We start from the raw sequence: 20,050 nt of genomic DNA on the forward strand, positions 1-20,050 counted from the left end.
GAGGAAACAACCAAAATACACATTTTTTTCAAGCCAAATCCAAAAAACAAGAACATACATTCTCTTTATTACTCTTATTCCCCGAACTTCCGCTCACTTTCATAGCAATTTCACATCGGTTCCCTGCAATATATCTCATTTTGGTATTTGAATCATCTCATTGTGAGATGTATAATAAAATTAACAAATTGAAAGCGGTTACCAAACAGGAATTGCCGCTTAAAATACAGGGAGGATTTACAATGAGCCAGCAAGCACGAAACCAATTTATTGATCTTTTGTGCGACAAAACGACAATGAACAGAGAAGAAGTTCTGAGAATGTCTGATGCGGAAGTAGAATATTTTCACTGGCTCTACTTTGATGACTCACCAGCGGACTTAATGATGTAATAAATATTTACAGCCCCTGCGGTAACTCCGCAGGGGCTGTTTTAATAGAAAGAATGCGATGTGTCTTTGTTGAGAAAACAGATGTATTTAATAGGGGTCAGGTACGTCACCGGTAACGCACCTGACCCCTTACCTATCTTCACCCCTCCATCGCAGCCACAAAATCCCCATCCTTCTCCTCAAGCAGTTGCCTCGCTCGATCCGCATCAACTCTCCGCAAAATCATCAGCACCGCTACCCGCGCATCACCTTCTGCCTGTTCACTGTAGCGTTCAGCTTCTGCTTCACTCACTCTCGTTAACTCCTGAATAATCGAAACTGTTCGCTTCCGTAGCTTTTCATTCGATGCTTGAACGTTCACCATTAAATTACGATAGACCTTCCCAAGCTTGATCATCGATGCTGTCGTAATCATATTTAATACCATCTTCTGTGCTGTTCCTGCTTTTAGTCGAGTTGAACCTGTCACCACTTCGGGACCTACTGGTAATTCAATCGGATATGTAACCATTTTTGAAAGCGATGCGCCTGTATTACACGAAATCCCTGCTGTCACTACACCCATTTTATTCGCTTCTTCGATAGCGCCAAGCACATAAGGGGTTCTTCCGCTTGAAGCAATACCGATAACCAAATCGTGTGCACTTACATGCTTCCTTATATCCTCTCCCCCCGTTTCCCGACTATCTTCGGCCCCCTCGATTGGATACCTGAGCGCTCGGTCTCCTCCAGCAATTACCCCATTCACTAGGTCAGCCGCAACACCAAATGTCGGCGGGCACTCAGAAGCATCTAACACGCCGAGACGCCCGCTCGTACCAGCTCCAAAATAAAAGAGCTTTCCGCCTTTTTTCATCACAGCAATAGCTTGACCAACCACTTTCTCAATCTCGGGAAGGGCGGTTTTTACAATTCCGGCTACGCTCCCATCCTCTTCGTTCATCAGTTCGATTATTTGAAGCGTTGAAAATTGGTGCAGATTTTCCGATTTAGCATTTCGCATTTCTGTCTTCATCTCATTCACATCTGTCAACGTCATCTCTCCCCTAGTTTAGCCGTCCATTACGTGATGAGACGACATCAGATTTACTTTTCGTTCGTCTACGATCGGTACGCCACAACAAAGCAGTGCACAAATGCATGCCCCTACAGCTGGAGATAAGTTAGGGTAATACACATCGCTTACCCCTCTTGTTTTCAATTCTTCAAGAAACCCATTTCGAAAGAAGGAGGATTGCATTAGCCCTCCGCAAATCACAAGTTGATTGCCCCTAATCTCGATAGCACGAACTAATTCACTCAAACTTTCACAAGCTCTCTGAACGATCTTCAACGCCGTTTGATTTTGTCGCTCAGCAAGCTCGATGACGTTCTCAGCAACAGAAGCGATTTTCATACGCGCATAGGAATCCTCATAAATCGCCGTAATTATTTCAGGCGCACCGTTTACCTGTAAGAAGGAAAGGATGTTACTACAAAAAGCTTCGTCCAACATCATTCTTCCATCATGCATCATCGCAACTGTCCGGAGCGCCTTCCGCCCAATATCGTAGCCGCTTCCTTCATCACCAAACAAATAGCCCCAGCCTCCCACACGACGGGAACCATTTGCATCAATCGAATAGGAAATCGAACCAGTACCCGCAATGAGAACGGTCCCTTCCATCGAAAATGTACCGCTTGCAAGCGCACCGTAAGCATCGTTCTTAACCTTGAGAATCCCTTCAAAACTCGGAAGCCTTTCCCTCAGCCATCTTTCCCAGCGCTTCTGATCCTCTTCTCGGTCACCACCCGCCGTTGAAACAAAGATTCCTGCAAGCTTTCCATCTTTTAATCCCGACGTTAATTCTGTAATCACGTGATGAATGGCAGATCGCACCTCTTGTTCTGCGCGAGATTTTAGATTTGTCGAACCTGCCGTACTTTTAGCTAAAATCACTCCATTTTGATTGCACAATAACCCAAGAGTTTTCGTTCCTCCGCCGTCTATGCCAATGTAGAATCGCTTATTTAATTGCACCTTGAGTAAGTCCTTCCATAAATTGTTTTGATGCGATGAAGAACAGGACAATCATCGGAAGTGACGCAAGGGTCAGACCTGCAAAAAGGGATCCCCAATCTGCAGAGTATTCGCCAAATAAGGAAAGCATGCCAACTGGGATTGTCTTTTTCATGTCATCGGTAATAAAAATAAGTGGGAAGAAAAAATCGTTCCAGGCTTGGATAAATTGGATGATCATCACGGTTCCAAGCGCCGGTCTCATCAGTGGTAGCACAACACTCCATAAAATACGAAGGTTTCCAGCTCCATCAATACGTGCAGCTTCTTCTAGTTCACGAGGCATCGTTCGAAAGAATCCAGTCAAAATCAAAATCGACAGTGGTATTCCCGTGGCAACATACATAAAGATCAGTGACCAGAGCGAGTTTAGTAGATTAAGATCTTTCATTAAAATAAACAGCGGCACAATGCCTAGTTTGATCGGAAGCATCATTCCCATTAAGAAGAAAAAGAAGATGATGTTATTCCATACAAACGTGAAGCGTGCGATATAGAAGGCTGCAAGTGACGAGGTAATCAAAATTAATAGAACAGAAACGACGCTCACAAACACGCTATTCATGAAATACGTTGTAAACGGTATAATCTCTAGTAAATTCCGATACGTATCAAGCGTGAACGTCTTCGGGAATGAGAGTGGACTTGTGAAAATCTCTGCGCTTGTTTTAAAGGAAGAGAGGATCATTAATAGAATTGGATAGATGCTAATGGATGCGATGAGAAAAGCAAATACATAGTAAAACGGTCTCGTCCAAATCGTATGGTTCATAGTATCGCCTCCTTACATGTCCACTTGTTTTTTCTGCATATAGCGTAAATAGAGTGCGGTAAAGAATGAGATAAAGAGAAAGAGCACCACCGCAAGTGCTGATCCTAATCCGACTGCCGTTGTCGATCCTCCTGCAGAACCTCCGAATGCGAGACGATAAAAGTAAATCGCAAGCGTATCAGTAGAATGGTAAGGTTCTCCCTGCGATCCCTGCATCGCGTAGACGAGTTCAAACGCTTCAAATGACTGAATAAATGTGAGGACTGTCATAATCATGAACGAAGGAACCATTAACGGAAGCACGATTTTACGTATCATCGACAAACCATCTGCGCCATCAAGCTTGCCTGCTTCGAACAGTTCTTTCGGGATCGACTGAAGACCGGCAAGAAAAATAAGGACACCGAACCCAATACCATACCAGCAGTTAACGAGAATAATAGAAATCAAAGCTGTATCTGGATCACCAAGCCACGCTTTTTGAAGCTGTTCCAAACCGAGCTTTTCAAGAATCACATTCAGTGCACCGTAGTTAGGATTTAGAATCAGCTTCCAGAGAAAACCGACAACGATGACGGATAGAAGTCGCGGCAGGAAATAAGCAATTTTAAGAAATTCCGATCCCTTCACTTTTTTATAAATAATATAGGCAAGTACAAAAGCAAGGCCGTTCTGGAAAATCATCTGTAGTACAAAATAAAGAATGTTATGGCCAAATGCGCCCCAAAACAGTCCCGAAAAAGGCTCCAGCGTAAACAGATCTTTAAAATTTTTCAGCCCCACGAACTCCCCACGTACAATTCCTTTCCAATCAAAAAAGCTGTAGGTTAAGGCTGCAAACAAAGGATAAACAATGAAAAGTCCATATATAATCAGGGCAGGAATCGGGAAAAGGTGAATGGTCCACCTTTTCCAGTTCCTTTCTTTTTTGATTTTCACGATTGAATTTGTAGCTAGTTTCATATTGTCCGCCCCTTATTACTGTAGTGGCTCATACCAGGACTGTGCGCTTTCTTGAATAGTCTTTGCTACTTCCTCTGGTGTACGTTCGCCAAGATACATCCCCTGAAGCTCTGTTTCGATCGTCGCTTTTGTGGAAGGATTTCCACCAGCGAAATGAACGAGCATCATGTACGGTGTTGACTGTTCTTCTGCTGCTTTTCCAAGCGCATTGACAAGTTCATCTTCCGACTCAATACCAGGGATTGCGCTGATCATTTTAAATTCTTCTGTGAACATCGTGCCAAACTCTTCTGTTGTCATAAACTGAAGAAATTTCTTCGCGGCATCTTTATGCTCCGAGCTTGCATTGATTGCATAAGATCCATCTACCCAAGTTGTAATCGTAGGTTCTTTTCCTACAGCAGACGGCATTGGGAAGAAGCCAAGTTCAAGATCAGGATTCATTTCACGTAGCACTTCAATTTCCCAGCTTCCAAGTGGGAACATCGCTGCATCACCTGTAAAGAACATCGTACGAATATCTTCCATTCCAAGACCTTCGTAATTTTCTGGGAAGTATTCTTTCAGTTCATCCATCGCGTCAATCGAACTCTGAAATTCATCACTTGTAAAATCCGTCTCACCAGCTGTAATTTGATCAACAAATTCATTACCACCATAGTGAGCTGGACCAATAATTCCGTGCGATAATGATAAGAGCCACCCTTCCTTTGTTCCAAGAGCGATCGGTGTAGTACCTTCCTTCTTTATTTTTTCATTTAGCGTCATGAACTCTTCCCACGTTTGCGGTTCTTCAAGACCCATTTCTTCAAACATTTTCTTGTTGTAGAACATTTGCGTCGTGCTCATATTTAGCGGCACACCGTACTGCTTATCATCCGATCCTTTCGAAGCAGCAAGGGTTTCCTCTGGATATTGATCTAGTCCTTCCAGATCATCTAGCGGCTCAAGGTATCCAGCATCCGCAAGCTCGATGCCCGGTGTATAAGGGCGAAGGTGAATGATATCAGGACCTTCCCCACTTTGAAGGGCCGTATTTAAGATCGTGTTATACTCCGTATTCTTTGAAGGTTTGAATTCCACGTTAATATCCGGATTTTCTTCATTAAAAGCATCAATCATTTTTTGATAGCTTGCTTTGTCTTCTGTTCTCCAGCTTCCGATCGTTATCGTAACGCTATCTTCACTTGCTTCAGAGTCTCCCGAATTCCCACCACTTTCTGAGCTACACGCAGATAGAACAAGAATCAACGCTAGAAAACCAGAAAAAGTAAACACTTTCATTTTATCCATAATATTTCCCCCTCATTTAATTAGTAAAAGAGTCATGAATCAAAGAATGAAGATGAGGTCTAATCTGTCTCATGTTGTGGTTTCTTCCGTAATGCACGATATTCGTTAAAAAAGTGACGATCAGCTCTTCTTTAGGATCAATCCATAAACTAGTACCAGTAAACCCCGTGTGGCCGAAGCTTCCTTCTGACCACCCCCTTCCACATGATAATGCCTTTCCTTCTCCGTTCCAAACCTCAAAGCCAAGCCCACGATTTTGTATCACATGCTTTCTAGCATTCCTAATCGTCTCTGGTGACAGCACCTGCTGCGTTTCTGGATACAGAAAATATCGACCGAATTTTCCGACATTTTTAGCTGTAGAAAATACACCTGCACTTCCGCTTGCTCCGCCTAGGTGGAGCGCTTTCTCGTCATGCACCTCCCCCTGAACGTAATGATCGTAATGCCATTCTGTTGCAGCAATTCCCTGGTGTTGCGGAGGATTGAACATCGTTTTCGTTAACCCCCATGGCTTGAAGAGTTTAGTATTCGTGAAGGTAGGTAAATCCACGCCGCTCACACGCTCTATTACTTCTCCAAGTAAAATCATGCCTAGATCACTATACTGCACAACGCTCCCTGGTTGATGGATAAGATCTGCGTTGACAACTTCTTGCAAAATCAACCGCTTTTCGTCTCTTTTGATAGGCGGATCAATGTCTGCAGGTAAGCCTGTTGTATGTGTAAGTGCTTGGTGAATCGTGATATCTGAATGGTTCAATTCTGGGATGTAGGTTTGAATGGTGTGATTTAATTCAACTGACGTGTTGTCGATCAGCCATAAGATAGAAGGAAGGGTTGCCACCACTTTTGTTAGGGAGGCTATATCAAAAAGCGTTGTGATATTCATGGTGTGAGATTGTTGTATCCTGTCTTGAAAACGACCGTAAGCTTGATGAAAAACAGTGCTCCCTTTATGTTGAACATGAAGAACAGCGCCAGGGAGCTCCTTTTCGTCAATTAATTTTTTTAAGTAAGCATCAAAATCATACATGCTTCTTCACAACCTCAACTGCTTTTCGCGTTCGCTCAAGTGCAGCAACGCTCTCATCGTAGTTTCGACTGGTCATGCCAACATATAGAATATCAATGACGTTCAGTTGGGAAATACGTGAGCTCATCGCACCACTTCGAATGCTCTTTTCAAGAGAGCTTGTGAAAAGCTTAATATCAGCGAGGTCAGAAACTGGATTTGTACCGTATTTGGTTAAGGTAATCACAGTGGCACCATTGTCTTTTGCGATTTTCAGAGATTCAATAATGTCTCTTGTTTGGCCAGAATAAGAAATGCCGAAAACGACGTCAGCTTCTCCGAGGTTTGCGCTAATCGTCCCTTGTGTATCATAATCGACTGCAGCTTCACACCAGCGATTAATACGAGAAAGTTTTTGTTTGAAATCCTGGGCAATTAATCCTGATGCTCCAATACCATACAGCGCAATTTTCCTCGCACGACTTAAAACAGTGATTGCTTTCTCTACTTCCTCTTTTGATAGAACAGAAATTGTATCATTAATCGATTGAATATTATTGTTTGATACATTTTCAATAAACGAATCCACCGTCCCATCAATCGATATTTCTTGATAAGATTTGCTCGTCTGCTTCGTTGCAAGATCACCTGCGATTCGAAGCTTCAATTCTTGAAACCCTTTGTAGTTCAGCGTTCGAGCAAGGCGGATAATTGTCGCTTCACTCACTTCTGTTCGTTTCGAGAGTTTCTGAATGGAAAGGTTGATTACTTCTTCCGGATAATGAATGATATATTCCGCTACTTTTCGTTCTGAAGGTTTTAATGAAGTGATTGATTCCTGAATACTGATCAGGCCTCCGTTCATTCCTAGCCCACCTTTACCTGAATAGATTTTCAATCATTTCATTTTAGCATATCTTATTTAGCGATTCTTACCTTAGCTTGTCACAAAAGCAGATTCAATCGCTTTTCGCAAATGCCCATCATACCTTTCTAATGTCGAATGAACGATTTCTCCTTTTAATCCTGTTAGTAACGAAAGAATCGCTCCTTTCGTTGATCCGTATTCTTCAAGAGCTTTCTCCGCCTCCTCAGCAGATACACCTGAAATTTCTGCAACAATGTTCTTACCACGCTGAACAAGTTTACTATTTGTTGGTACAACATCAACCATCAAATTGCTATAAACTTTTCCAATTTTAATCATCGAAGCAGTCGTTAACATATTTAATACAAGCTTCTGGGCTGTCCCCGCTTTCATCCGCGTCGATCCAGTGACAACTTCTGGTCCAACATTCGCAACGATGCTGTGGTGAGCCACTTCTTCCATCTTTGTATTTTCACTACACGTAACCGCTCCAACCGTTGCACCAATTTCTTTGGCATAAGCCATTGCAGCTACCGTATAAGGTGTGCGTCCACTAGCTGCAATCCCTACGATCACGTCTTCCTTCGTAAGCGACAGCTCTTTCATGTCTAAGACAGCCTGCTCTTCATCATCCTCAGCACCTTCAAGCGCATATTGAAGAGCTTTATCGCCACCCGCGATCACACCAATCACCTGATCTGACGGCGTTCCGAACGTTGGAGGGCATTCAGAGGCATCAAGAACGCCAAGTCTCCCACTCGTCCCTGCCCCAACATAAATTAAGCGACCATTATGTTGAAAGCCATCTACAATTCGATCAACAAGACGTTCAATAACTGGTAGGGTTTCTTTAATAGCGTCTGGTATAACATGATCTTCCTCGTTTATGATGTTAAGAACTTCATATGTTGTCATTTGATCAATGTTCAGTGTGTTTTGATTTCTACGCTCGGTCTGGATGTTATTTAAATTCATTGTCTTAATTCCTTTCATGAGTAGCATCAGTTTTCAAAAGTAATTCAAATGGTTGAGATGCCCCAATGTAATTTAATAGAGGCAAATCTTCTCTAATCACATTTCCAATAACATTCACACGATCGTCCTCCGGAAGATCGTGCTTTACAAGTTGAATTTCACCAGCATAGCGGCCATAGTTCATATTATCAATCGTGATGGCGCCGCGTTTTCTTTTTAATGAAGGTATTGGTTCAGGACGATGTTGTAACTGTCTCGACTCTACTGAACGGATCACATCCCGCGCTGGATCGGGACGGTTCTTATGTTTTCCCTTCACCTGAAAACTTTCAAACTGATCATCCACTTTCGAAACCTCAAGCGGAATCACTCCTTTTGCAAGGAGTGAAAGCTTTTCTAATTGGTTATCACTTACTGAAATATCTCCTATCAGAACTTTATCAACTTGATAATGATAAAGTAGCTCAGCACAGGCCATATGAGGAGACATAGAACGATGTTTCTCAAGTGTTGGAAGGCCAGAGTAAATCGGTCCTCGAAGGTTTTGATCGCCTGGAATAAATGCCATTGTTTGAATGCCATATTCTCTAAATAAACGATTTCGTTCTGAAAAAAAATCAACGTCTAATCCAGTTTCTGGTCTTGGGTAGTAGTTATGCCACGCCTCTAGGTTCGAAACGTTTGCACCCATTTCAAGCCACGTCTCAATTTCCTCTCTCGAAACAGTACTTGCATTCAAGCCCACTTTCATCAACTGAGATAAAGAAACAATTAAATCATCGGTATAACCATAGTCCGGACGAACGCCATTCACTCCCCAGTCCAATAACTCTTCATAATGTTGAATATTTAAATGGATAATGGATTCTGGCGAAATATCTGCGACAAGCTCCATCTCAAATTTCCTTGCTAATTGACCAAGCTCTTTCAAACGAGTTTGATAGAGCGAATGATCATCTTCAGGGATATGGAGGGATGTAAAGATAGCATCGAATCCAATTGATTTAGCTCTTTCTAAGCGTTGCTCAACATCTCCTCCATCACTTCCAAGATAAACAGATATTCCAAGCATGACATCTGACCCTCCATTTTCTTATGCAGCTGTGTTCGTTGAAGCCCCTTTATCAATCGCAACGGTCATTTCTTCTTTAAACCCGAAGAGATACGTGAAGACAAAACCAAAGAAATAAGCAACAACGAGAGAAATAATATAATATAAAATTTGATTTGAATTCACGAGGAAGATCAGCGGTAAGCCAGATACTCCGATCGCAATTGTCGCCACTTTAAAGAATGCGGCAAACGCGCCTCCAATGGCTGCGCCAAGACATGCCGTAATAAATGGACGACCAAGTGGTAGCGTCACACCGAAAATCAGTGGTTCTCCGATCCCTAAAATGCCGACTGGCAAGCCAGCTTTGATCACTTTTCTTAGTTTCTTATTTTTCGTTTTGAAATATATCGCGAAGGCTGCCCCTACTTGACCAGCGCCTCCCATGGCAAGGATCGGAAGCAATGGATCATCACCAATCGTGTTGATTAATTCCATGTGAACAGGCGTAAGCCCTTGATGAAGCCCTGTAACAACTAGAGGAAGGAACGTTCCTGCTAGAATCAATCCGGAGAAAATACCTCCTGCGTCAATCAATCCTAGTAGCCCTTTTGTGATAAGGTCTGATACAAATCCACCAATTGGCTGTAGGACAATTAATGTCGCAAATCCCGTAATCAAAACAGAGATCGTTGGCGTCACGATAATATCAAGAGACGATGGAACAAAACGACGCACGCGGCGCTCGGTCCATGCCATGAAAAACGCTGCAAGCATGACGCCTACTAAGCCGCCTCGACCAGGTACAAGCTGTTCACCAAAAAGCGTAATATCAGCAAGTGCTGGGTTAATGATTAAAATACCAGCGATACCGCCGAGTGCAGGGGTTCCACCAAATTCCTTGGCTGCGTTTATACCAACGAAAATGCCAAGGTAGCTAAACAAGCCCCAACCAATAAAGTTTAGAATAGAAACAAGTGACGTTTCCGGATCAACACCTGATCGAATCACAATATTCGTTATTCCAGCAATTAATCCTGACGCAACAATAGCTGGAATAAGTGGAATGAATATACTAGCTATTTTTCGTAAAAATAACTTAAATGGCGTTGCATTCTTTTGCTTAAGATCTGATTTTGTTTGATCTGCGAGTCCTTCAAAAATGTTCTCATCATCTTCCAAATCCTCCGCATCAACACCACTCAGCTTTGAAACTTCTTCTGCTACCTTTGTCACAATGCCAGGACCTAAAATAATTTGGATTGTTTCAGCTTCCACAACGCCAAGCACGCCGTCAATTTCTTTCAATCGATCAAGATCTACTTTTGTATCATCAATCGGTGTTACCCTGAGCCTTGTCATACAACTTGTTAATGAGTTAATGTTCGATGGTCCACCTAAATGCGGTAGAATCTCCCCTGCTAAGCGTTCTTCTTTTCTCACAAGCCTTCCCCATTTCTTCTTATGATTTCGTGATGTATTCCGTTTCCTCATATTGATGGAGCCTCTGGCTATGTAGTAACTGCCTACAAATGTGCCCTAATCAATCCTGTTTATTTCGTTCGTGATCCGCCCTCCTTTATATCTGTTCATCGAATTGAATTTTCTAATAATTTCAGTTTAACAAGTTTTATTTAATAATGTAAGTGTTTTTGTGAAGTTTTATTACATAAAATAAAAAAAGCACTCGACGCTATGCGAGTGCTTATCAATCTATCTAGTATAGTAAATAGTCTTCTCTTACTTCTTTAAAATCTTTTAAATCATCTTCCCACTGCTTCTCCATCTTTTTCACGCTGTCTCCATTTTCAATGCCTTCTCGAATCCATCCGTTTCCAACGAGAAGGTCAAAGAATGAGACGCCTGCGCTATTTTCTGCGCGAAACTCAAAGTCTTCAGGATAGAGATCGTGAATGTTTTTCACTAGGCTTAATCCTGTTTTGACTGGCTTGAACGCTTCTTTATCAGTCACATGAATTTGAACGCCATGTGTTAACTCTCCCGCATGCTTCGAAAACGAAGGAGTAAAGGAAGCTGCCCTAAAATCAACGCCTGGAAGTTTCAATTCGTTCAGTTCACTGGCAAGTTCTGTTGCGTTAATAAATGGTGCACCAATTAATTCAAATGGCTTTGTGGTGCCTCGACCTTCAGATACGTTTGTTCCTTCGATCAAGGCAGCTCCAGGATAAGCGAGTGCTGTATCGAGCGTTGGCATATTAGGCGAGGGCAATACCCATTCAAGTGGCGTATCATCGTAATACATATCCCTCTTCCACTTATCCATTTCGACGACTGTTAAATCAGCACCGATTTCAAATTCTTCATTGAAAAGTGAAGCAAGCTCACCTACTGTCATGCCATGACGAAGTGGAATTTCATATTTTCCGACGAACGAAGAGTATTCATCATCAAGAACGGGACCTTCCACCGCTTCCCCACCTAGAGGGTTAGGACGATCAAGCACGATAAATTCAATGTCATTCTCGCTGGCAGCTTCCATAGCATAGGCCATCGTATAAATGTACGTATAGAAACGCGTGCCTACATCCTGAATATCGAAAAGAAGAACATCAATGCCTTCTAGCATTTCTGGCGTCGGCTTTTTAGTAGATCCATAGAGACTGTAAACGGGTAACCCTGTTTCCTCATCCGTATAATACTCGACATATTCTCCTGCCTGTGCGCTTCCACGAACGCCATGTTCCGGTCCATAAAGTGCCTTTAAATCAACATCGGAATCATTGTGAAGCAAGTCAACAATGCTATTAAGCTCCTGATCTACCCCTGTAGGATTTGTAATCAGGCCAACGCTTTTTCCTTCGATAAGCTCTTTTTGATCTTCGAGTAGAACTTCCACACCAAGCTTAAACTTCTTACGCTTATCATGACCGTGTCCTTTCCCATTGTTATCAGCGAATGCCACAGATAATGATGATAAGACAAGCATCGTAGTTAACACCATCACAAGCCACTTTTTCATGTTTAAAACGCCTCCCCATTTTTTAAGAATCGGGAAGAACAAGTCTTCCCGACCACAATTTTAGTACGTTAACCCATGACCAAAGTTATAAAGCACGCCGCCCGTTTCCCCCGGGATCGTTATTGGTAGCTTACCTGACGGGGCATTTTCACCAAAAATGGTAGCTGCTGTTGCTTCAAAGCTAGCTGTTCTAAAACCATACTGAGCAATATAACTGTCAACGTTCGGATAAGCCATAATGTCATATGGATTTCTGATTCCAATCGCAATCACATCCGCATCCGTTTCACTCATAATCGTATCGACCATCATCATCTGTGGATGCTCAGGCGAACGCGTACTCACACTGTACGTATACGTGCCAATGATAATTTGATCAGCGGACGCAAGAGTTTCACGCTGTTCATCTGTTAGTGTGTAGCTTGCATTTACTTCAATAACCGTCGTATTGTCATGCGCTGCTTTTACTGAGTTACCGAGTGATTCAACAAAACTTCGTCCAATAACGACAACGTGATCATCACTGTTCCCGTCAAGAGGAAGGACATTGTCATTCTTTACAAGCGTAATGGATTTATCCGCCGCTTCTTTCTCAACGGCTTTATGCTCGTCTGACCCTACTGTCTCGAGCGCATCTTGAATTTGTTTATTTACGTCACTCGGGTTCTCCGACTTGATGATTCCGCGATTTACTTTTAATGTTAGGATTCGTTTCACTGATGCTTCGATCCGTTCTTCAGATATGTCACCTGATTCAACTGCTCCATATAATCCTTCTGCCACTTCTTGAAGTCCAACTGGCATCAGGACGATATCGGTTCCTGCTTTCACTGCGCGAATCGCTGCGTCAACAGATCCGAAGTGATCCTGGATAGCACCCATGTTCATCGCATCCGTTGTAATGACGCCTTCATACCCCATCTCATCACGCATTAATTCTGTTAAAACTTTGTGCGAGAGTGTGGCCGGAAGAGAAATTTCTGTACCATCTTTTTTGGAAATCACTTTCGTATCATCGATTTTAGGGAACGTCACGTGCGCTGTCATAATCGCGTCAATCCCAGCTTCCATTGCCTTCTGAAATGGATAGAGTTCGACTTCCATGAGACGTTCTTTATCATAAGGCACTTCTGGAAGTCCTAGATGTGAATCAACTGCTGTGTCTCCATGTCCTGGAAAGTGCTTAGCTGTTGCTGCAACGCCAGTTTCCTGAAGACCTTTTGTATACGCAATACCAAGGTCCGCAACAAGCTCTGGATCTTCTCCAAATGAGCGAACACCAATAACAGGATTATCGGGATTGTTGTTCACGTCCATATCAGGTGCGAAGTTCATGTTAATACCGAGGGAGGCAAGCTCTTCCCCAATCGCATTTCCAACTTCCTTCGTCAGATCTTTGGAACGCGTAGCACCGAGCGCCATGTTCCCTGGCATATCTGTGCCCGACTGAAGACGCGTTACAATGCCTCCCTCCTGATCAATTGTCATAAGCAGACCGTACTTCTCGGATGCTTCCTGATAATCAGCAACAAGCTTTGTCGTTTGCTCGGTTGTAACCACGTTTTCTCTGAATAAAATCACGCCTCCAAGATGATATTCTTCAATTTGCGCTTCAATTTCCGGAAGCATCTCTGTTACATTTTCACCGTTCCAATTTCGATAGTCCGGCATCAGCATTTGACCGACTTTTTCTTCCATCGTCATACCGTCAATCGCATTTTCGATAATGTCGTATTGGTGCCCTTTCTGTTTAATCAAAGACGGAGCGGATGATTTTTCATTTGATTTATCCACTTTATAATCAAGGGCAATCCGATCTTTGTTCTTACCATCTGAAACCGTAATGAACGTCCGGCCACGCTTACCTGTCAGCGTTACGTTCCCTTCACGATCTACTTTTGCCACCTTTTTATTGGATGACTTCCACTTTAGATTTTGATCTGTTTTCATAAAGTGACCATCATCGTAAATGTGAAGCGCATGCAATGCAATGCTTTTCCCATCAAATTCTGAACTCACTTCAGGAACATTTTCCATTAAAATCAACTCGGGTGAACCTGCTTTTTTTGCGGAAGCTTTCCCCGGTAACATAACTGCCTGGGAAAAGATCATTAACAATGCAAGAAAAGTGACAATCATCCGTTTCTGTCTCGTTCGCATGCTATCCCTCCTGGTTTTTAATATGATCGCTTCATCCATTCATCACTCGTCAGCGTGACTGTTGAGCCATTCACCTTCAAATCATCAACATACCAACCACGTTTGTTTGTAGAGCCATCTGTCTTATATGTGAAGCGAACGTACTTTGTGTTTGCAGGAAGAGCGACTTCTCTCGCCTCCCATTTCTTACTGCTTCCTGTTAGCTGAAGCGCTTCGGTCCATTCATTCCCATTCTCTGAAACCTCTACTGTTCCCATGTCGTAGCCTTCCTCAATTTGGTACCACGTATCAAAAGTAATAGTAGATTCTTTATGCACGTTAACTTTAGCAGTCAGATACTTCGATTCGTTATCTCCATAGCCGGCAAACCAGGGATCAGCTTTCTTGTTCATCGCAACTGGAATCGCATCGGCTACCTTTCTTGCAAACTTCCGTCTCGTTGGAGAAGTAGATACGGTTTCACGCGTCGGATGAACCCGATTCGTTAATAAGATCGCAATTGTCTGATTCGTTGGACTGACAACGATTGACGTCCCTGTATAACCTGTATGACCGAGCGTTGTGCTTTCAGATAGAGCATCCATGAACCAACCTTGTTGAAGCTCCCAACCGAGGCCATGATCGTCACCTGGAAACTCTGGAATCCGATTTTCTGTTAAAAGTTTCACCGTCTCCGGTTGAAGAATGCGTGTCCCACCATAGCGTCCTTCCATCAGAAACATATGAGCAAATTTAGCGAGATCGGATGCTGTCGAGAAAACACCTGCATGACCAGCGACTCCGTCCAATGACCAGGCACTCTCATCATGAACTTCCCCCCAGACAAGCCCTCTGTTCGTCCATGCCTGGTATTCCGTAGCCGCAATTCGTTCCTTTAATTCAGCAGGAGGATTGTACATCGTATCCTTCATATCAAGCGGATTGGTGATTTCTTTTTTTACATATTCATCTAGACGTATCCCAGACAATCGTTCAATGAGAGCACCGAGTGTAATCATGTTAAGATCGCTGTATGTATACTCACTCCCCGGCTCTGATTGAAGTGGATAGTTAAAAACATACTCCAGGCGATCTTCTCGATCGCCTTCGATCGTATAGAGTGGAATCCATGGTTTGAATCCCGATGTATGTGTCATCAGTTGTTCGATGGTAACGCTTTCCTTTCCGTTCGCTGCAAATTCCGGAATATACTTCGCTACCGGATCATCCAACTTAAATTCCCCATCTTCATAGAGCGTCATTGCCGCCGTTGTTGTGAAAAGTTTGCTAATTGAGGCAAGATCAAAAATGGTTTCCTTACTCATCGGAATTGGGTTGTTCATTTCAGTAAACTCATCATCTGTGTATTGCGCAGCATAACCGTAAGCTTCTTCCTTTACGATATGTCCTCTTCTCGCTACAAACGCAACCGCGCCAGGCATAACCTGTTCATCGATGGCGCCTTCAATCAAATCATCAATCTCATTAAGTGGTTCTACTCGCATTCCGGCCCCTTTGACTGAACCAGGATGCAGCACAGGCGATGTCGGTCCAGGATTGTCCCACGAAAAAGTTGGATGACTTTTACTTTGACTCATGTTGATCTTACCCGCTTTCTCAATCGTTGGACCAGGTGCAGCCAAACCAGATCCTGGAGCTAAAAGTGACGTACCAAGCGCGGTGGTCAAAAGCAGTGACAGCGTTTTTCTTTTCATAGTGCCCTCCCCATTGTTATTGAATACAAGTAATAACGAGCTACCTCCTCAATGAAACAAAATAACATTCAGAATATTCTATTCAAATCGTAACCTCTTCCTTTATAGTCGTCTATACCACTTAAGTCATAGATAAGAGAAAAACACCCTGATTTATCTATCTTTATACCCGGGTCATTGGAATGATTTTGGAGTTTTATACCGTTTTATTTATTTCGTTTCCGTAGCTTTATTTCAGAATATGAGTGTATACGTTAAATAAACGTTTGTTTAGTAGCGGTATATTAGGTGGTGCCTGTCACTCGCGAATTCGCGAGTGACAGGCACCACGAATTCCGCCCTTCTCACTTCAACGCATTAATCAACAATCCCCAAAACTTCTCTTGATTAATGCCATGCGCAAACTTCACATTCGGCTTTCTTCTCGTCACATGCAGACGATCAACGCACGTTGTACCGTATGTAAATTCTCCTTTTGTCTCAATATCCACTCGAACCGTCTCGAATTCAAAAATCGATTCATCAATTAAATACGCTATCGTGCATGCATCGTGAATAGGAGCTCCTTCAAAACCAAAAACCTCTTTATACGTTTTCGTGAAGAATACAAGAAGATCCCCCACAAATTTCGAAACGTTCGTGCCAATCGAAGAAATCTCCTGAAGAATCGTCGGCGTTGTAATCGCCTGATGCGTAACGTCTAGACCAAACATTGTCACAGGCACTCCACTGTTAAAAACAACATCCGCCGCTTCGGCATCGACATAAATATTAAATTCCGCCGTAGGTGTCCAATTTCCAAACGTCCCTCCACCCATCAGTACGATTTCACGAATCTTTCCAACGATCGCAGGTTCCTTTTCAATCGCTAAAGCGATATTCGTGAGGGGACCTGTCGGAACTAGCGTAATCTCTCCATCAGAATCTAACAATCTCTCAATGATAAAATCGACAGCATGCTGATCGATCATCATTTTCTTTGGAACTTCCGGAAGCTCTGGTCCATCAAGACCAGAATCTCCATGAATGTCTGGTGCGAATTCACGCGTTTTAACTAGTGGCTGCTCAGCTCCACGAGCAACTGGCACGTCGAGCCCTATGAAATCACATACTTTTAACGCATTAAGCGTTGTCTTCCCAACATCTACGTTCCCCGCTACCGTCGTAATGCCTTCAATCTGAATCTGATCACTAGAAGCTGCAAGAATAATCGAAATCGCATCATCATGGCCTGGATCACAATCTAAAATCACTTTTCTCTTTTCCCTCATTCAGCATCTCTCCTCGTTGTTAAAATAGAAGAACCCTGAGCACCTCCAAGAAAGGAAGCTAATCAGGGTTGAGTTATTATTGAATAGACTCGTATACGATATTCGCGATATGTTTCGAAAGTCCTCCAGTGCTTGGATAGGATCCAGATTCGAGAGGGCCGTTATTTTGTTTATTAGTTAACACAATAATTTGGAGATCATTAGATGGGTCAAAGATCACTTGGGTCCCTGTAAAACCTGTATGCCCAAAAGTCGCTTCTGAATGTTTGTCACCCATGTACCAGCTCTTGTCGAGTTCCCATCCATAGCCCTGTCCAAAACGCTGAGGGGTTGTAAAGTCTTCAATAACCTCCTGATCATATAGCTTCACTTTACCGTAACTCCCACCATTCAACATCGCCTGTCCAAGTACGGCAAGATCTCGTGCCGTGGAGAACAAGCCAGCGTGTCCAGCTATACCTTCGTTTGCATAAAAACTATTACCGTCATTAACTTCTCCAACAAGTGTTTCAGTTCGCCACCTTCCAAAGTCCTCAGCTCGCTCAGGAACGTTGTAGCCGAAATCAGGATCATCAACCATTTTATATTCAAAAGGATTCCCCCATGAGGTGGCTGCGATTTTATCATCAAGGTGATCTGAAGGAGTAAACATCGTATCTTTCATTTTCAATGGCTCATAAATATTTTTCTGAAGATAATCATCAAGCTTCTCTCCGCTTATTTCCTCAATGATGAACCCTAGCGTCATAAAACTAAAATCACTATAGCGACGATCTGTGCCGGTTTCGTATTCGAGTGGAAGTGCATTAATATAGTTTAGAACTTCTTCCGAATTCTTAGCATGAAAATAAGTCGGCTGCCAAGGAGTTAAGCCAGAGGTATGTGTTAAAAGGTCTGCGATTGTAATATCTTCCTTACCATTAGAAGCAAAATTAGGAATATATTTTGCTACTCGATCATTTACTGATAATTCCCCATCACTGACAAGCTTCATAATTCCTTGCGTTGTTCCCATTACTTTAGTTAAAGAGGCAAGGTCAAACATTGTTTTCTTTTTCATTTTCCTTGGTTTTTCTAATAGATTTCCCATATCATATTTTTGTGCATCTCCATAGGCAGACTCTTTTACGACTTTACCACTTTTAACCACAAGTACCACTGCTCCAGGAGTTATATCATTACTTATAGCTTCTTGCACTACGTCATCAATTTCCTCAAGTGTAGTAGCATTCATTCCAGCACTCTTCGGACTACCATGACTCAGCTTCTCTCCGTTGGCAGTAGCTGAAGCTGTGGAAAAGACAGAGATATTCAACAGCAGAACCACGATCGGTATTATAAAAATTCGTTTCTTCATATATACTCCTCCTTAGTTTTTGAGGATTTGATTAAGAAAGCTAGTACCTGCTTCAGTGGATTCAATACGAAAATAATCACTCAAGGTTGCCCCTATATCTGCCATAGTATTTCTTATCCCAATCGATACTGGCTTCACTTTAGGACCAGTAACCATAAGAGGAGTATACTCTCTTGTATGTTTTGAGTGCCCGATCGTAGGGTCATTCCCATGATCTGCCGTTACTATTAAAATATCATCTTCTTTAAGTAGAGGAATAAATTTCTCCAGCCAATTATCTACTTCTTCAAGAAGTGATGCGTACCAATTCGTATCCTCTGCATGACCAGCAAGGTCCGTTTCTTGTACATTTACTAGAAAAGCCCCATGCTTTTCTTTACTAAATGTTTCTTTTAGTTGTTGAAGCACCTCCGCTGTATTCACAATAGAATAAGCCCAATGCTTTCCTTCGAGTACATCTGCCGTTTTCCCAATTCGATAAACTGGAATTTTAGATTCAGCTAGGGTCTGGAATTGTCTTTGTACGTTAACACCATATCCCAGGTGACGAACTTGATAGTCTGGCCCATACAAGCCTGCTTTAGGGCTATCAATTCCCCACTGCCCCGCTTCCCCTTTTTTTACTACTGATAGAAGTCGCTCGACCGAAGTGTGAGGACCGCCTAATGTAATAACTCGACTTGTATCAACAACTCTCCTTACAACGCTTCCTACTTTAAGCGCATACTCAAACGAAACCTTTGTCAGGTCTGCCGTAACATTAATAATATTTCCAGGGGTTGATTCAATGTTATCTGCAATAATGATTGCATCGTCAATTAACAATATTGGCAAATCTTCAAAAGGATAGGTTACTTTGAAATTTTCCCTTAGTAGACTCGTAGCTATATTCTCATGAACGTCTTTCATCAATCGTTTGGCGGGACGTTTCGGAAGACTTCCTACAATCTCTTGGTGTCCCATATAAGTATCAGCTCCGTAGTGTGCGAGTCGTGCTTTTCCGTAAGCTCCTTTTGGTGTTCCGGTTTCATCTACAAGTTGATTAAGTCCAAGCGAATACATGGTGGGAATGGCCATCGGTACTTTTTTTCGAATATGCTCGTACGTATTTGCTATGCAGTCCCCTGGTTCAAAATCTGCACAGTCATCCATTGCTCCAATCCCAAAACTATCGAGAACGAGCACTACGATACGTCCCAT

Annotated in this window: 17 protein-coding genes; 1 reads left to right on the top strand and 16 read right to left on the bottom strand. The window is 42.7% G+C overall.

All coding sequences use genetic code 11. From position 1 onward, the window contains the following. The first annotated feature begins 242 nt into the window (after nucleotides 1–242). Nucleotides 243–392, top strand: a complete 150-nt coding sequence (locus AC0VYH_RS19595) for a BH0509 family protein (protein ID WP_159785356.1) — start codon at nucleotides 243–245, stop codon at nucleotides 390–392. Nucleotides 393–531: 139 nt separating this feature from the next. Here the strand turns inward: AC0VYH_RS19595 and murQ (AC0VYH_RS19600) are convergent, their stop codons facing one another. From murQ (AC0VYH_RS19600) to AC0VYH_RS19675, 16 genes are all read right to left on the bottom strand, one after another. Next, nucleotides 532–1,431 (bottom strand): N-acetylmuramic acid 6-phosphate etherase, encoded by a 900-nt coding sequence (gene murQ / locus AC0VYH_RS19600; protein ID WP_475365929.1) that lies wholly within the window; start codon nucleotides 1,429–1,431, stop codon nucleotides 532–534. Nucleotides 1,432–1,443: 12 nt separating this feature from the next. Beyond that, nucleotides 1,444–2,412, bottom strand: a complete 969-nt coding sequence (locus AC0VYH_RS19605; protein WP_475365930.1) for an N-acetylglucosamine kinase — start codon at nucleotides 2,410–2,412, stop codon at nucleotides 1,444–1,446. Next, entirely contained in the window at nucleotides 2,399–3,223 is an 825-nt protein-coding gene (locus AC0VYH_RS19610) for a carbohydrate ABC transporter permease (protein WP_475365931.1), read from the bottom strand. The genes AC0VYH_RS19605 and AC0VYH_RS19610 overlap by 14 nt, the downstream gene beginning before the upstream one ends. Nucleotides 3,224–3,235: 12 nt before the next feature. After that, a complete protein-coding gene (locus tag AC0VYH_RS19615; RefSeq protein ID WP_475365932.1) occupies nucleotides 3,236–4,186 on the bottom strand; it encodes a carbohydrate ABC transporter permease in 951 nt (316 codons plus the stop codon). Between the two features lie 15 nt (nucleotides 4,187–4,201). After that, a complete protein-coding gene (locus AC0VYH_RS19620) occupies nucleotides 4,202–5,470 on the bottom strand; it encodes an ABC transporter substrate-binding protein (protein ID WP_475369076.1) in 1,269 nt (422 codons plus the stop codon). A 25-nt stretch (nucleotides 5,471–5,495) separates the two neighbouring features. Beyond that, nucleotides 5,496–6,515: a serine hydrolase domain-containing protein gene (locus AC0VYH_RS19625; RefSeq protein WP_475368021.1), complete on the bottom strand. Its 1,020-nt coding sequence runs from the start codon at nucleotides 6,513–6,515 to the stop codon at nucleotides 5,496–5,498. Further along, on the bottom strand, nucleotides 6,508–7,359 hold the full coding sequence (locus tag AC0VYH_RS19630; protein WP_283153521.1) for a MurR/RpiR family transcriptional regulator: 852 nt from the start codon (nucleotides 7,357–7,359) through the stop codon (nucleotides 6,508–6,510). The genes AC0VYH_RS19625 and AC0VYH_RS19630 overlap by 8 nt, the downstream gene beginning before the upstream one ends. Nucleotides 7,360–7,431: 72 nt before the next feature. Further along, nucleotides 7,432–8,337 (bottom strand): N-acetylmuramic acid 6-phosphate etherase, encoded by a 906-nt coding sequence (gene murQ, locus AC0VYH_RS19635; protein ID WP_430243347.1) that lies wholly within the window; start codon nucleotides 8,335–8,337, stop codon nucleotides 7,432–7,434. A gap of 4 nt (nucleotides 8,338–8,341) precedes the next feature. Beyond that, nucleotides 8,342–9,409: a DUF871 domain-containing protein gene (locus AC0VYH_RS19640; RefSeq protein WP_475368022.1), complete on the bottom strand. Its 1,068-nt coding sequence runs from the start codon at nucleotides 9,407–9,409 to the stop codon at nucleotides 8,342–8,344. Nucleotides 9,410–9,430: 21 nt separating this feature from the next. Continuing rightward, complete coding sequence (locus AC0VYH_RS19645) at nucleotides 9,431–10,831, bottom strand: PTS transporter subunit EIIC (RefSeq protein WP_430243343.1); 1,401 nt, start codon at nucleotides 10,829–10,831, stop codon at nucleotides 9,431–9,433. A 274-nt stretch (nucleotides 10,832–11,105) separates the two neighbouring features. Then, nucleotides 11,106–12,368: an exo-beta-N-acetylmuramidase NamZ family protein gene (locus AC0VYH_RS19650; RefSeq protein ID WP_475368023.1), complete on the bottom strand. Its 1,263-nt coding sequence runs from the start codon at nucleotides 12,366–12,368 to the stop codon at nucleotides 11,106–11,108. A gap of 60 nt (nucleotides 12,369–12,428) precedes the next feature. Further along, nucleotides 12,429–14,528 carry a glycoside hydrolase family 3 protein gene (locus AC0VYH_RS19655; RefSeq protein WP_475372964.1) on the bottom strand — a complete coding sequence of 700 codons (2,100 nt, stop codon included), beginning with the start codon at nucleotides 14,526–14,528 and terminating at the stop codon, nucleotides 12,429–12,431. Nucleotides 14,529–14,545: 17 nt separating this feature from the next. Continuing rightward, a complete protein-coding gene (locus AC0VYH_RS19660) occupies nucleotides 14,546–16,222 on the bottom strand; it encodes a serine hydrolase domain-containing protein (protein WP_475368025.1) in 1,677 nt (558 codons plus the stop codon). A gap of 344 nt (nucleotides 16,223–16,566) precedes the next feature. Then, entirely contained in the window at nucleotides 16,567–17,493 is a 927-nt protein-coding gene (locus AC0VYH_RS19665; RefSeq protein ID WP_475368026.1) for a nucleoside hydrolase, read from the bottom strand. 76 nt (nucleotides 17,494–17,569) lie between these two features. Continuing rightward, complete coding sequence (locus AC0VYH_RS19670; RefSeq protein ID WP_475372965.1) at nucleotides 17,570–18,850, bottom strand: serine hydrolase; 1,281 nt, start codon at nucleotides 18,848–18,850, stop codon at nucleotides 17,570–17,572. Between the two features lie 12 nt (nucleotides 18,851–18,862). After that, entirely contained in the window at nucleotides 18,863–20,050 is a 1,188-nt protein-coding gene (locus AC0VYH_RS19675; protein WP_475368028.1) for a phosphopentomutase, read from the bottom strand.

The organism is Anaerobacillus sp. QJM3NY_32, assembly GCF_056173645.1.

Excerpts from the sequence above, each read along its gene's own strand:
- AC0VYH_RS19660 (WP_475368025.1), bottom strand. The coding sequence starts at position 16,222 with ATGAAAAGAAAAACGCTGTCACTGCTTTTGACCACCGCGCTTGGTACG.
- murQ (WP_475365929.1), bottom strand. The coding sequence starts at position 1,431 with ATGACGTTGACAGATGTGAATGAGATGAAGACAGAAATGCGAAATGCT.
- AC0VYH_RS19610 (WP_475365931.1), bottom strand. The coding sequence starts at position 3,223 with ATGAACCATACGATTTGGACGAGACCGTTTTACTATGTATTTGCTTTT.
- AC0VYH_RS19630 (WP_283153521.1), bottom strand. The coding sequence starts at position 7,359 with ATGAACGGAGGCCTGATCAGTATTCAGGAATCAATCACTTCATTAAAA.
- AC0VYH_RS19625 (WP_475368021.1), bottom strand. The coding sequence starts at position 6,515 with ATGTATGATTTTGATGCTTACTTAAAAAAATTAATTGACGAAAAGGAG.
- AC0VYH_RS19675 (WP_475368028.1), bottom strand. The coding sequence starts at position 20,050 with ATGGGACGTATCGTAGTGCTCGTTCTCGATAGTTTTGGGATTGGAGCA.
- murQ (WP_430243347.1), bottom strand. The coding sequence starts at position 8,337 with ATGAATTTAAATAACATCCAGACCGAGCGTAGAAATCAAAACACACTG.
- AC0VYH_RS19595 (WP_159785356.1), top strand. The coding sequence starts at position 243 with ATGAGCCAGCAAGCACGAAACCAATTTATTGATCTTTTGTGCGACAAA.
- AC0VYH_RS19650 (WP_475368023.1), bottom strand. The coding sequence starts at position 12,368 with ATGAAAAAGTGGCTTGTGATGGTGTTAACTACGATGCTTGTCTTATCA.
- AC0VYH_RS19620 (WP_475369076.1), bottom strand. The coding sequence starts at position 5,470 with ATGAAAGTGTTTACTTTTTCTGGTTTTCTAGCGTTGATTCTTGTTCTA.
- AC0VYH_RS19640 (WP_475368022.1), bottom strand. The coding sequence starts at position 9,409 with ATGCTTGGAATATCTGTTTATCTTGGAAGTGATGGAGGAGATGTTGAG.
- AC0VYH_RS19655 (WP_475372964.1), bottom strand. The coding sequence starts at position 14,528 with ATGCGAACGAGACAGAAACGGATGATTGTCACTTTTCTTGCATTGTTA.
- AC0VYH_RS19615 (WP_475365932.1), bottom strand. The coding sequence starts at position 4,186 with ATGAAACTAGCTACAAATTCAATCGTGAAAATCAAAAAAGAAAGGAAC.
- AC0VYH_RS19670 (WP_475372965.1), bottom strand. The coding sequence starts at position 18,850 with ATGAAGAAACGAATTTTTATAATACCGATCGTGGTTCTGCTGTTGAAT.
- AC0VYH_RS19665 (WP_475368026.1), bottom strand. The coding sequence starts at position 17,493 with ATGAGGGAAAAGAGAAAAGTGATTTTAGATTGTGATCCAGGCCATGAT.